The 12,830-nt window shown below is 44.4% G+C and carries 16 protein-coding genes; 13 read left to right on the forward strand and 3 right to left on the reverse strand.

Going from position 1 to position 12,830, the window contains the following annotated elements:
- From A9E74_RS14385 to A9E74_RS12570, 5 genes are all read left to right on the forward strand, one after another.
- On the forward strand, positions 1-301 hold a 301-nt coding region (locus A9E74_RS14385), incomplete at its 5' end, for a VOC family protein (protein ID WP_176718937.1).
- A gap of 165 nt (positions 302-466) precedes the next feature.
- The gene (locus A9E74_RS12555) at positions 467-889 is read left to right on the forward strand and encodes a GFA family protein (protein WP_069296954.1); all 423 of its coding nucleotides are present in this window, start codon (positions 467-469) and stop codon (positions 887-889) included.
- A 260-nt stretch (positions 890-1,149) separates the two neighbouring features.
- Positions 1,150-1,479, forward strand: coding sequence for a helix-turn-helix transcriptional regulator (locus A9E74_RS12560; protein ID WP_069296955.1), 330 nt, complete (start codon positions 1,150-1,152; stop codon positions 1,477-1,479).
- Positions 1,473-2,789: a type II toxin-antitoxin system HipA family toxin gene (locus tag A9E74_RS12565; RefSeq protein WP_069296956.1), complete on the forward strand. Its 1,317-nt coding sequence runs from the start codon at positions 1,473-1,475 to the stop codon at positions 2,787-2,789. Before A9E74_RS12560 ends, A9E74_RS12565 begins: the two co-directional genes overlap by 7 nt.
- A gap of 151 nt (positions 2,790-2,940) precedes the next feature.
- Positions 2,941-3,249 carry a DUF3144 domain-containing protein gene (locus A9E74_RS12570; protein ID WP_069296957.1) on the forward strand — a complete coding sequence of 103 codons (309 nt, stop codon included), beginning with the start codon at positions 2,941-2,943 and terminating at the stop codon, positions 3,247-3,249.
- A 54-nt stretch (positions 3,250-3,303) separates the two neighbouring features.
- On the opposite strand, the gene fabG is transcribed toward A9E74_RS12570, so the two are convergent.
- Entirely contained in the window at positions 3,304-4,083 is a 780-nt protein-coding gene (fabG, locus tag A9E74_RS12575) for a 3-oxoacyl-ACP reductase FabG (RefSeq protein WP_069296958.1), read from the reverse strand.
- Between the two features lie 132 nt (positions 4,084-4,215).
- Between fabG and A9E74_RS14525 the strand changes: the two genes are divergently transcribed.
- From A9E74_RS14525 to A9E74_RS14530, 3 genes are read left to right on the forward strand one after another with little or no spacing between them, the layout of a single operon-like run.
- Positions 4,216-4,875 carry a phosphotransferase enzyme family protein gene (locus A9E74_RS14525; RefSeq protein ID WP_218104319.1) on the forward strand — a complete coding sequence of 220 codons (660 nt, stop codon included), beginning with the start codon at positions 4,216-4,218 and terminating at the stop codon, positions 4,873-4,875.
- Entirely contained in the window at positions 4,854-5,492 is a 639-nt protein-coding gene (locus A9E74_RS14835; protein WP_245652161.1) for a phosphotransferase enzyme family protein, read from the forward strand. Before A9E74_RS14525 ends, A9E74_RS14835 begins: the two co-directional genes overlap by 22 nt.
- On the forward strand, positions 5,381-6,532 hold the full coding sequence (locus A9E74_RS14530; RefSeq protein WP_245652163.1) for an aspartate aminotransferase family protein: 1,152 nt from the start codon (positions 5,381-5,383) through the stop codon (positions 6,530-6,532). The genes A9E74_RS14835 and A9E74_RS14530 overlap by 112 nt, the downstream gene beginning before the upstream one ends.
- 29 nt (positions 6,533-6,561) lie before the next feature.
- Here the strand turns inward: A9E74_RS14530 and A9E74_RS12590 are convergent, their stop codons facing one another.
- Positions 6,562-7,332 (reverse strand): DeoR/GlpR family DNA-binding transcription regulator, encoded by a 771-nt coding sequence (locus A9E74_RS12590; RefSeq protein ID WP_069296960.1) that lies wholly within the window; start codon positions 7,330-7,332, stop codon positions 6,562-6,564.
- 312 nt (positions 7,333-7,644) lie between these two features.
- On the opposite strand from A9E74_RS12590, the gene A9E74_RS12595 reads away from it, so the two are divergent.
- The 5 genes from A9E74_RS12595 (at position 7,645) to A9E74_RS12615 (ending at position 11,205) form a co-directional block, all read left to right on the forward strand.
- Positions 7,645-7,935 carry a hypothetical protein gene (locus tag A9E74_RS12595; RefSeq protein WP_069296961.1) on the forward strand — a complete coding sequence of 97 codons (291 nt, stop codon included), beginning with the start codon at positions 7,645-7,647 and terminating at the stop codon, positions 7,933-7,935.
- 174 nt (positions 7,936-8,109) lie between these two features.
- A complete protein-coding gene (locus A9E74_RS12600) occupies positions 8,110-8,487 on the forward strand; it encodes a hypothetical protein (RefSeq protein ID WP_069296962.1) in 378 nt (125 codons plus the stop codon).
- Positions 8,488-8,491: 4 nt separating this feature from the next.
- Positions 8,492-9,343, forward strand: coding sequence for a hypothetical protein (locus A9E74_RS12605; RefSeq protein WP_141696818.1), 852 nt, complete (start codon positions 8,492-8,494; stop codon positions 9,341-9,343).
- A 156-nt stretch (positions 9,344-9,499) separates the two neighbouring features.
- Positions 9,500-10,447, forward strand: coding sequence for an ABC transporter ATP-binding protein (locus tag A9E74_RS12610; RefSeq protein WP_245652162.1), 948 nt, complete (start codon positions 9,500-9,502; stop codon positions 10,445-10,447).
- Positions 10,444-11,205, forward strand: a complete 762-nt coding sequence (locus tag A9E74_RS12615; protein WP_069296964.1) for an ABC transporter permease — start codon at positions 10,444-10,446, stop codon at positions 11,203-11,205. The genes A9E74_RS12610 and A9E74_RS12615 overlap by 4 nt, the downstream gene beginning before the upstream one ends.
- Before the next feature lie 43 nt (positions 11,206-11,248).
- Here the strand turns inward: A9E74_RS12615 and A9E74_RS12620 are convergent, their stop codons facing one another.
- Positions 11,249-12,472, reverse strand: a complete 1,224-nt coding sequence (locus tag A9E74_RS12620) for a cyclic di-GMP phosphodiesterase (RefSeq protein ID WP_084003090.1) — start codon at positions 12,470-12,472, stop codon at positions 11,249-11,251.
- Between the last annotated feature and the right edge of the window lie 358 nt (positions 12,473-12,830).

Raw genomic sequence — 12,830 nt, forward strand, 5'->3', positions numbered from 1 at the left:
TGCTGATCTTGGTTTTGTAGTGACTAACAGTATTGTTCCTGACGGAGAAACTGATCCAAGCTGGGCTTATTTACAAAGCGAACAAGCTAATCTGATGCTTGGGTTAGCGTCGGCGCCGATTGATTCGACTCAACAAGCTATTCTCTTCTATCTGTACTTCGACGATATTAAGCAAACCCACAATATAATGGCCGAACTGGGCCATAAGCCGGGTGCCATTAACTATCCGTTTTACATGGCTGATGGTGAATTCAGGCTTGAGGATCCAGACGGTTATGTGTTGATGCTGGCTCAATCATAGAAAGACATTTCTCAATGGATTTCCACACTGCGGCTTGATGGATACTTCAATATTTGATAGTTAAATCAATTAAGTAGGTATACAGGAAAAAATTCGGTATAAATTACCGAAACGTTTCCAAGCCCTAGCCCAACTCAGTGTCTGAACTTTGATAAGGAGAAAACCATGAACGCGATAACTGAACAAAGCGGAAGTTGTTTGTGTGGTTCTGTCAGTCTGGTAGCAACGCCCAAGAGTTTTCATGTTGGGGCGTGTCATTGCGAGACTTGCCGGAAGTGGGGTGGTGGTCCGTTGTTGGCGGTGGAATGTGGTGGTGATGTTCGGTTCGATGGTGCCAAAAATATCTCGGTTTACAATTCTTCAGAGTGGGCAGAACGGGGCTTTTGTCAGCAGTGCGGTACCCATCTGTTTTATCGTTTGAAGCAGGGTGAGATGTACGCCATTCCAGTTGGTTTGTTCGATACTAATGAGCAATGGGAATTAACCGATCAGGTATTTATTGAAAGTAAACCGAGTTTTTATTCCTTTGCTGAACACACTCGAAACCTCACCGGTGCAGAACTGTTTGCTCAGTTTTCCGATGAATAAATTCGAAGCAGCCGGGCCCTAGGGGGCATGCTGCGTCAGGTTTATTAGCGTGATACGTTTGGTGAATCTCCGTTAGCACTTAGCTTTATCAAGTATAACTAATTGTAAATAAAGTCCGTATTTTTGGACTTTATACCATTTATTGTGCATCTAAGTGCCATATTTAGGACTTTATAAAAACTATTTAGAAGGTTGATAATATGCTATTTTAGATACCTAATAAGCCTTAAAGCCTTTTTGTGTTCTATTTTGGGTACATTATGAATCTTAAAGATAAATCAGCCAATGCAATCACCGAAGAGCTTGGCGAACGTCTCAAACAAGCCAGGCTTAATGCCAATTTGACCCAATTAGCGCTGGCCGAACAGGCAGGTGTGTCGCGAAAAGTGGTGCTAAACGCTGAAAAAGGCAAAGTTCAGTTACACGCTTTGGTCGCCATGATGCAGGTTCTAGGTTTGACACAACAACTGGATAACTTTTTACCCAAGCAAGCGTTATCCCCCATCCAATTAGCCAAGCTTCAGGGAAAACAACGTCAAAGAGCCTCAGGGCAAGGCAAAACCCAAGATGAGGACGGCAGCGAATGGTAATGGAGGTTATCCGGGTTCATTATCAGGACTACGATGTTGGCGCGGTCAGCTTTGATACTGAAACAGGTCGAGGTGCTTTTGAATATGAAGCGGCTTTTATTGAGCGTGGTATTGAACTCGCGCCATTGACGATGCCACTGGGTCGGCAGATTTATACATTTCCAGAACTGGATTTTGAGACCTATAAAGGCTTGCCAGGCTTAATTGCTGACTCGCTACCGGATGATTTTGGCAATGCAGTACTAAATGCCTGGGTGGCCAGCCGAGGTAAGTCGCCAGAGGAAATTTCTCCACTGCAACGATTGCAGTACACCGGTACTCGCGGCATGGGCGCGTTGGAATATAGCCCCGCGACCAGACTGAAAGATCTGAATGCAACTCAACAAGTCGATGTTGCAGCGTTAGTCAATATTGCCCAGGAAATATTGGACAGTCGTGCTAACTTTGCTGTGGAGTTAGGTAATGAAGCTCAGACAGATCGCGAAGCAATGATGGCGTTATTGTCTGTGGGCACCAGTGCTGGCGGAGCACGGCCCAAAGCCGTTTTGGCTTTTAACGATGACTTTACTCAGGTACGTTCTGGACAGGTTAATGTGCCGCAAGGCTTTAAGCATTATCTGATGAAGTTTGACGGGGTCAGCGAACATAATAAAAATCAGCAAACCTTTGGCGATCCTATGGGGTTCGGCGCCATGGAGTATGTATATTATTTAATGGCTACCGCCTGTGGCATTGAGATGATGCCGTGTCGTTTACTCGATGAAGGACAGCGTCGGCATTTTTTAACGCAGCGCTTTGATCGTGTCGGTAATCAAAAAAGACATATCCAAACCTTGAATGGGTTAGCCCATGTCAATTACAAACAACCGGGCAGTTTTTCTTATGCTGAATTATTCGGGGTAGCCCGAAAATTAGGCTTATCTGCCATTGAGGCTGAGCAACTTTTTAAACGTATGGTTTTCAACATCGTTGCCAGAAATCACGATGATCATTCAAAAAATATTGCCTTCATGCTGAATGACAACAAGTGGACGTTAGCCCCTGCATACGATCTGGCCTATAGCTATAAACCAGGTAGTAAATGGGTGAGTCAGCATTGGATGAGTTTGAACGGCAAACGAGATGATTTTAACCGTGAAGATTTTTATTCTTTAGAAAAACTGAGCCCGTTATTTACTCGTAGAAAGATAAATCAGTTTATCGATCAAACCATTAGCCATGTTGCCGAATGGCGAAAACTGGCAACTCAACACGCTGTACCAAAGACATTGATTGATGAAGTCGAATCCAATATTCGATTGTCGTTGTAGTCGAATCTGCTGGTCTTATAACGAACATAAATTGATGTTTTCCCGTAGCGGATTGTGATTTATTCCATATCAATGCCGCAGCGCTGAGGTTTATCCTGCTCACTTGTTTTGGTGTCTTGCCAAAATAAATAATAAAAAAGCGAAACCTTATATGAGCGAGAGAGATAATGGCTTTTTTGATAGAGCGGATGCCTATATCAAATTAGCGAATACCCAAATGGAAAAAGGCATTCAGGCAGGAGAAGTAAGTCCGTCTTTTATGTATGGTCTTGCCAGATATAGTGCTTGGTTTACGGCTTCTGGTTGGACAAATGCCCAAGATATGACGGATGCAAAAGATGAAACCGTCAAATTCTTTGTCAGTGAATTTCGGCGGATGTTGGAATTGAATATGGAAGACTATATTCAGAATTTCGATAATTATGTTCAGGCTTCTGAACAGCTACAAAACAAAGGGTAAGCGTTGCTTACCCTTTTTTTATCTGCACACTTTCCACCAGTAAACTCAAAACGGCTAAATTTCGGCGACCGCTTCCATACACTCCGGTAAGGTTTGTCCACCATCCACTACTATTTGTTGGCCAGTGATATAGGCTGCCTCTTTCGACGCCAGAAATAACGCCGCATTGGCGATATCTTCAACATCACCCAGTCGTTTCAGCGGGATCGCCGCTGCCATACTATTAAGATAATCTTCACCCAAACTCGCTAGTCCTTCGGTGACAATATTGCCGGGCATCACCGAATTAATGGTGGTGTTGTAACGTGCCAGTTCCATCGCTGCTGTTCTCATAAAACCCAGTTGGCCGGCCTTGGTCGCCCCATAATGCGACCAGCCGGGATAGCCGGTAATCGGCCCGGTTATAGATGAGGTGATCACCACGCGGCCTGCCCCGAGTTTTTCAAAATGTGGAATACAAGCTTTAACACACAGAAAAGTGCTTTTCAGGTTGGTCGACATCATGTCGTCCCATTCTTCCGGAGCAAGATCGATAATTTTCTTTTGCGGGAAGCTGCCAGCATTGGCGCAGAGAATATCAACTGGTCCGAAGGTGTTTTCTGTGTATTCAACCAGCGCCTGAACTTGCTCCCAATTGGCGACATCACATAAAAAATAAGCTGCCGTTCCACCTGCAGCCTTAATTTCATCGACCGTCTGTTGTGCTGCGGATTCACCGCGTGCAGCAATCATCACCTTGGCACCTTGTCTGGCAAATACACTGGCAATGCCTTTACCAATACCTTTTGAGCCACCAGTAACAATGACGGTCTTGTCTTGAATAGATGTCAGCATGAACTACCTCCGGAATATGAATCGACACGTTAACTGCATTTTTAGCATAAATCTTTTTCTTTGCAATAAAAATATTGCAAGTCGGACATTTTGGCGATATAAACATTTTTAACCGGGTTTATTAGGTACAGAATGATGGCAGGTTTATACAACGAGGAATATTTGCAGCGATTAGCGGGGCAAATACAGGAATTACTCGGGCAGTGGAATATTGATGAAGCTGCCAGAGTCTCACTGTTAACGGTCTCTGAAAATGCCACTTTTCTGGTGAATGATGAAAATAACGATCAGCGATTTATTATTCGGGTTCACCGGCCTGAATATCATTCAAAGCATGAAATCCATTCCGAGTTACTGTGGATTCAATCGCTGCGACAGCAAGCATTGTTGAATACCCCGGAACCCTTAACCATGCGTGATGGATCGCTGATTGCTGCATTTGAAGATGATGGTGTTGAACGGTATCTGGTGGCGTTTGAGTTTATGCCCGGCAAACAGCCAGATGAAGATGAATCATTGATAGAAGGTTTTGAAATATTGGGTGCGACCTCTGCCAGATTGCATCAACAAGCGCGACAATGGTCTTTACCTGAAGGGTTTAGCCGGAAAAAATGGAATTTTGACAGTGCTTTCGGTGCTAACCCGTTATGGGGAGACTGGCGTAACGCGCCGGGACTCGATGAAGCAGGGCAGGCGATATTAGAGCAATTATGTGAGATTCTGGAAGCGAAATTACATCACTATGGCGAAAGCCGGATCGATTTGGCCTGGTGCATGCTGATCTACGGCTAGCGAATTTGTTAGTCGATGACAAACAGTTAAGTGTGATTGATTTTGATGACTGTGGTTTTAGCTGGTTCATCTATGATTTTGCCTCGGCGGTTTCGTTTCTGGAAACCTCACCTTTACTGCCTGAATTGCAACAGGCCTGGGTGCGGGGTTATAAATCAATAGCAGCACTGTCTGCCGAAGATGAAGCAATGATTTCAACGTTGGTGATGTTTCGTCGATTATTGCTGACTGCGTGGGTGGCAAGTCATCCGGAAACCCCAACCGCTGCAGAAGCCGGCTTTGAACAATTCACCTTTGGCACTATCGAGTTGGCAAAAAAATATCTGCAACAACAAGCTGAAGAAGGGAATGATTTAACGGAAAAACGTATTCTGGATATGAATGCGTTTGAGGCCAAGCACGGTGGACATGCAGAAAATGTGGCGCGTCGTTTGAATAATCTGGGTGCAGCTCGGTGTTGTTTTATCAAGAGCCAATTGAAATGGTCTCGGCCCAGGGTGCGTGGATGCAGGCTGCTGATGGCAAGCGCTATCTCGATTTCTACAATAATGTGCCTTGTCTGGGGCATTGCCATCCCAGTGTGGTGCAGGCGGTTTCCAGACAAATTGGTACGTTGAATGTGCATACCCGTTATCTAGTGTCAGCAGTGGACGATTATCTTGATTCGTTGAAAGCAACATTGCCTGAATCGATTACCAATATTGTGATGACCTGTTCGGGCAGTGAGGCCAATGATCTGGCGATGCGTCTGGCAAAACAGGCTACGGGTGGTGAAGGTTTTATCGTGACCGAAGATGCCTATCACGGTAATACCAGTCTGGTCACCGAAGTATCGCCATCAATTATCAAACAAGGAAAATTACCGGCTCATGTTGTGGCTATTCCTCCACCATCTTCTGCTGTTTATGGTGAAGATATCGCTACTGGCTTTGCTGCAAAAGTCACTGAAGCCATTGAGCTTTTGTGGGAACGAGGATTTAGTGTCGCGGCTTTATTAGTCGATACCATTTTTTCATCAGACGGTATTTATACTGAACCGAGAGGTTTTTTAAAAAAAGCTGTTGATGTCGTGCATAACGCAGGTGGTGTATTTATCGCCGATGAAGTGCAACCGGGTTTTGCCCGACTGGGTGAAGCCTTCTGGGGTTTTGATTTTCATGGGGTCACACCGGATATCGTGACCATGGGTAAACCAATGGGCAATGGTTTTCCGATGGCGGCAGTGGCAACCCGATCAGAATATCTGGCGAGTTTTTGTTCTGACGTTGGCTATTTCAATACCTTTGGGGGTAATCCAGTTGCCGCTGCGGCAGGGCAGGCTGTGTTGGACACGATTCAGCAGGAAAATCTGCAAACTAATGCACTAGTGATGGGACATTATTTAAAAACCCGATTGCAATCTATTGCCAGCCAATCAGCTTATGTTGCTGAAGTAAGAGGGCAGGGATTGTTTATGGGAATTGATATCGGTAAAGCCGACAATAAACAGATTCCTGATCCGCTCAAAACCAAACAAGTCATCAATGGGTTAAAGGCGGCTGGGGTGTTGATTGGCGCAGCAGGGCGGTTTGGCGCTACCTTGAAATTACGGCCTTTATTGACGTTGACCCAATCCGAGGCCGACTTTTTTTTAGACGCATTTGTTCAGCAGGTATAAATGGTTCATTAAATCGACTATAGCGATGCCTATTGAACTGTTGCCACAATGATCTGCACCTCTGCTTTAGATAAGGCTTTTTTGAGCGGGCCGCTTGGCTTTTTATCGGTAATTAAATTATCAATCTCATCCCACTTTGCATAACGAGCGGTGGCAAGCCGATCAAACTTGCTGTGGTCTGCGACGATCATATTGTGTGTACTTTGACGAATCATTTGTTTGTACACATCCGCTGCATCAACTAATGCATCTGATGGTCCGGTGGGAGCAAGACCACTAGCGCCTAAAATCGTCCAATCGACAGTGTAATTGGTGAGAAACTGACAGGTCACCGAGCCATGAGTTGAGCCTTCTTCTGCATGATAAAGCCCCGGCGCCATGATGACCTTAATGGTTGGATTTAACGACAATACCGTGGCAACACCAAATGAATGGGTGATAACCGTGATGTTGTTCATTTCATAGGCAATCCGTTTGGCGACTTCAACCGTTGTTACGCCGGAGCCTATCATCAAAACTTTTGCCTCTTTGAGTATTGGAGCTGCTTTTTTAGCAATAGCCACCCGTTCAGCAATATTTGTCTTATGACGTTCATTGAGCACTGGTTCAACAGCTTGACGTAATAATGCACCACCGTAAGTGCGGCTAATTAGGTTTTGTTCAGCCAGTTCTTCCAGATCACGGCGGATGGTTTCGGTGGTGACATTTAAAGCCGAAGCTAATTCATTGACGCGCATTGAGGGATGAATGGTCAGTTCATCAATAATTGACTTATGACGGGCCGCTTTTTTCCGTGACATGTGCTTACACTCGCAGTTGATGGCTTGAAAGGTACCATACTCATTAGTGATTTAGCATACCCAAGCAACTGCCCAGTTGCTAAGCAGTCGCTTTTGCTTAAAGCCGATTTCTTTTCAATCCACTTCAGATAAGTTTCGATATTTATTCTGGTTATCCTAGCTTTATTTGTGCAACAGGATAATAATCGCGATGAAGAAAAATTCTTCAATTACAGTATGTTGTGCTTCATTTCCGGGTTTCGGAAATATGAAAGAAAGTAGGGTGTTATTGGTGGTTTTTTTCGATTTGGATTCTTATAAAGGATGCTGAAAATGATTAAAAAAATGCTGTTGATAGCCATGTTTTTTACCTTAACTGCTTGTGGTGATGGTGGTTCGGTTTCGGGTGAGTATATTGGTCAGGAAAACTCTTGGGTCGATAAATTGGTATTCGGTCCTGATGATAAAGTGAGAGCAATTGATGGTGATGAGACCGCTTTGGGCATATTCACCGTTGAGGGCGATAAGGTCATGGTGGCTATCGGGGGAGACCAAAACCCCATGACAATCAGAAAAGATGGCTGCCTGGATGGCGGGTATGTGGGAGTCTACTGTAAGAAATAGGCAGAATTTGTTGTCATCATTACTGTATTAACCATCAAGCTGGCGGGTACAATACCCGTCAGTTTTGTTGGTGTAATAGCTACATCCTCATCAAGTCTTTATATCATTTGAAATATCATTAACATTCAACCGATCTTTTGGTCTCATTGGTATGTATTCATACAAGGCGTTCTCATGAAAATCTTTAGCATCCTGATCCTGTCACAGGTTTTTCTGATCGGCTGCAGCAAGCAGGATTCAATATCAGAGCTGGTGTTAGTTTATGAAAATCGCAATGCTCTGCAATGTGAGAGCGCAGGTATTTCGCCGTCAGATAGTGTTGCCAAACTAACTGCTGCCGGGATAGCCGTTAGCAAAACTGATTGCGGAAACAAAACCGGTGTAATGTATCCAGCCGCGTGCGGCATGGGCACAGGCACGATATTAATTCATGAAATAGCACAGCAAGATCTACCTTCTGCTCGCCAAGCGGGCTTCGAAGAAGTGGCAGAGTTGGTCAATATTGATCAAGGCACAGGCTATGAAATTGTTCAATGTGAAGTCGTGGAATAAATCAATGAAGAACATCTTTCACACACTGCAAAGCAGTTTTATAACTATGACACTGGGTTTAATGTTGATTGCTTGCAGTGGCGAGTCAGATTCAAATACTTCTGTGCCTGATACAAGTCCAGCAGAAGTAGTTGAGCAGCCAGCGCCTATGCCAAAAATTTATATTGATCAAAATATCGTCCCAACTTCAGCGGAAAACCGTAGAGGCTTATATCGGGATTTATTGGAACTCTGTCGGGAGGAGGGTATTCCGACCAAAGCCTTATTAGAAAGTGAAGCCCTGAAGATAGGCACAATTCGTCTGCAGCGATGGTTGGACGAGGGAAGGACTGCATATCGGCTGGAGTTTTGGGACTACCAGATGGCTGAACCGCAAAAGAAACCTCGCTGTGAATTCCAACTGGTCAGCAGTGGTCGACATGTTTTAATTGAACCAGAGGGGCTTCGTGGTATCGATTTAAATGATAATCAGCCATTTAAAGTCAGTCCATTGACTGGTGCCGATGCAACTCTGCTTTTACGCTCCCCAGCTAGAACAGAGACCACATCTGCAGATAGACTGCAAACGGTCGCTGGGCAGCCATGTGTTGAGAAACCTATTCCCGGCAACAAAGGTGCTATCGCCTGTACCTGGGCGGGAGGAATGCAATGGGGCTTTGAACCACGATCTTTCAAAATTGTTTCGGTATTGGATGCACAGCACTATGAATTGTTTAGAAGCATTATTCTGCAACAACAGCCTGGCGGGGATGTGCCTGATAAGGTGACAACGGTTGCGTTTAGAATTAATAAAGCTTTTGACGAATCAGCCATGCAACCCGCACCGGCAACAGCATCGCCTGCTCGACGCCCGTGACCTTGATAAGCTGTAAATTTGCCGAACAGAATTAAAATGGTCTGTGTTTTGTGACTTAACCGTTATTTAATGTGACAGTGTCAGCATGACGCCAGTTAAACCAGCTGTATCTCACCCTTTAATATCGGGTGTTGTTTTCTCTAAAAACAGGTTCTAATGATGGAAACGCAAGTGATGGAAGATCACATCATCGATGTGCGCAATCTCAGTAAGAAGTATCCATCTGGATTTCAGGCATTAAATCAAGTCAATCTGCAAATCAAACGCGGCGAAATATTTGCCCTGTTAGGCCCAAATGGCGCAGGTAAAACCACTCTGATTAGCATTATTTGTGGGCTGGTCAATGTGGGAGAAGGGCAGGTTCTGGTCGGCGGCTATGATGTCGTCAAAGATTATCGGCAAGCCCGCAAACAAATTGGTTTGGTGCCACAAGAATTGGCCATTGATGTGTTTGCCTTTGTGTGGAATACCATGGTGTTTAGTCGCGGCGTATTTGGTAAACCGCGTGATGATGCGTATTTGGAAGAAATTCTCAAGGCATTGTCTTTATGGGATAAACGCCATGCCAAAATTCAGTTCCTTTCAGGTGGTATGAAACGTCGTGTGTTGATTGCCAAGGCCTTGGCACATGAACCGGAAGTGTTGTTTCTTGATGAACCGACAGCCGGTGTCGATGTGGAATTGCGCCGTGATATGTGGCGTCTGGTAGAAAAATTACGTCAACGCGGCACTACTATTATTCTCACCACCCATTACATTGAAGAAGCCGAAGAGATTGCCGATCGGATAGGCATTATTAATCATGGTGAGATTCTGCTGGTCGAAAACAAACGTGAGTTAATGAAAAAGCTGGGACGCAAGCAACTTATTCTGCAGTTACAACACCCGATTACGCAGATCCCCAGTGAACTGAACGGCTTTGTATTGCAACTTGGTGAAGATGGTAAAACCCTCACTTACGACTATGTTGATAATCAACCGACCAATCATGTGACGGAGGTGCTGGCGGCGATCCATCGTTCTGGGATTGAGCTGAGTGATGTGCAAACCAAGCAAAGCACACTGGAACAAATTTTTGTCAGCCTGGTGGAGGAATCAAAATGAATTGGTATGCGATAAAAGCCATTTATTTATCCGAACTTCACCGCAGCTGGCGGACACCTTTGCAAAGCATTGCTTCGCCAGTGTTGTCTACCTCGCTTTATTTCATTGTATTCGGTTCAGCGATTGGTTCTGCGATGACTGAAATCGGCGGTGTCAGTTACGGAGCCTTTATTATTCCAGGTCTGATTATGTTGATGGTGTTAACAGAATCAACGTCAAATGCCTCATTTGGAATATATATGCCCAAGTGGTCCGGCGCTATTTATGAAGTATTGTCCGCCCCGGTTTCAGCATTTGAGATTGTAGTGGGATATGTTGGTGCGGCAGCGACCAAATCGATTATTCTGGCGATGTTGATATTGCTCACCGCTAAATTATTTGTGGATTACTCGATTCTGCATCCGTTATGGATGATGCTGTTTCTGGTTTTAACCTGCATCACCTTTAGTATGCTGGGCTTTATCCTTGGTGTGGTGGCCGATGGTTTTGAAAAGTTACAGGTTATTCCATTGATGGTGGTCACACCACTGGCCTTTCTCGGCGGTACGTTTTATTCGATCAGCATGCTGCCAGAGTTCTGGCAGAAAGTGACTTTATTCAACCCCGTGGTGTATCTGGTCAGTGGTTTCCGCTGGAGTTTTTATGGCACAGCTGATGTCAGCCTGACATTGAGTTTAGTGATGATTTCTACTTTTCTGATTATTTTTATGTTGTTTATCTGGTGGATATTTAAAACCGGTTATAAGGTGAAAATTTGATCAATGGTTCAATAACCCTAACTTAATGTTAGCCAAAGAGCGATTACTGCCATAGTTGTTCCAGATGTTTGAAATGCCATTTTGAGGGATCTTCAGGGCCCTCTATGGTTTCCTTGCAACTGAGTAAAGCGAGATCGACTACTTGTATTTGGATGGGCGCTTTTGAACGTAACGAAAAAAAGACTTTCACCTTGGGTTTTACCAGTGATGTCACGCCGGGTTCAATCACCACAGCCAGTCGCTGTGAGGTCAAACGTACTAATGATCCAACCGGATATATGCCGACCATTTTGACAAAGGCATTGAACAGTTGTTTATCAAAGTGCCCCTCCCACTGAGCCATTTCGCGAATGGTTCCAGCAGGATCCCAGGCTTGTTTATAAGCGCGTTCAGAGGTAACGGCATCATAGACATCACAAATGGCTGCCATACGAGAAAACAATGATATTTCCTCGCCCTGCAGTCGATTCGGGTAGCCCAAACCATTTATTTTTTCATGATGATGTAAAGCGATATCGACGACCTCTGGCGCTGCACCTGAGTTTTCCAAGAGCTTGGCGCCGGCAGCTGGATGCTTTTTCATAATGTTGTATTCTGCTTCGGAAAGCTTTCCGGGTTTGTTCAGTACTTCCAATGGCATCAAGGATTTACCAAGATCGTGCATCAAGCCACCTACACCAGCCAGCTTAACCTGTTCTTCATCGAGATTGAGTTGTCGTGCCAGCGATATCATCAATGCACAAACAGCCAATGAATGCATGTATGTATAGTCATCGTGGGTTTTCAGTCGAGCTACACTGAGTATAGCGGCTGAGTTACGTTGTACCATCAAATCAATTTCATTCACTAGCGGTAAGGTGGTTTGCGGATCAATTGCTTTACCGAGTCGGGCATCTTTATACATTGCCATAACCTGAGGTTTAGCTTCATGAAAAACCTTACGTGCTTGATTGATATCGTCTTCCATTGAGGTTTGGAGCACAGTTTTTTTGTCTTCGATGCTTTGCTTAGTAACGATTTGAGTGTCTGAGAAGTCTTCAACAGCTGGTTGTTTAGAGGGCGTTACGGGGTGTGAATTTTGTATAGCTTCGCCTTTTTCCTCATCGATCCAGACATCTTCGATGCCTGCTTCAACAATACTTTTAATATCATCGGCATCGGTTAATAAAAAACTACTGCGTAAAAACGGATGCTTCAACCATGAACCACCCAGCTTTTGTATATACATGCCCAGTCGGAGCTCAGTAGAGGCAATGCGTCGAGTCAAAGTTGGTTACCTTTTAGTGTGAATTTTTCCTGATATTGTATATAGCTAACATGTGAAAAAAATGTATTTCAGCACAAAATTTGTGGTTTTAGCTTTAAATTCAGGAAAATCCTTGGCGCTTTCTTCGGCTAAATCTGAGATTTGTGGAAAAAACAGAGCTCTATCTGGCTAAACTCAGAGTGTTGAGCGATTGGAATTTGAATCAAGAATAGGGTTTTTTATTGTAAGCTGAAATCAGCAACTTGTATTATTCAAAATAGACGCAAAGCAATGATGGTGCTACTTTGGGTGGTGACGCATTGAGTGGACTTTATTGATGTCACCGGATCGCTAATTAGTCTGAATGACGAAGAGTAAA

The sequence above is a fragment of the Methylophaga muralis genome, from assembly GCF_001720165.1.
GTDB classification, from domain to species: Bacteria; Pseudomonadota; Gammaproteobacteria; order Nitrosococcales; family Methylophagaceae; genus Methylophaga; species Methylophaga muralis.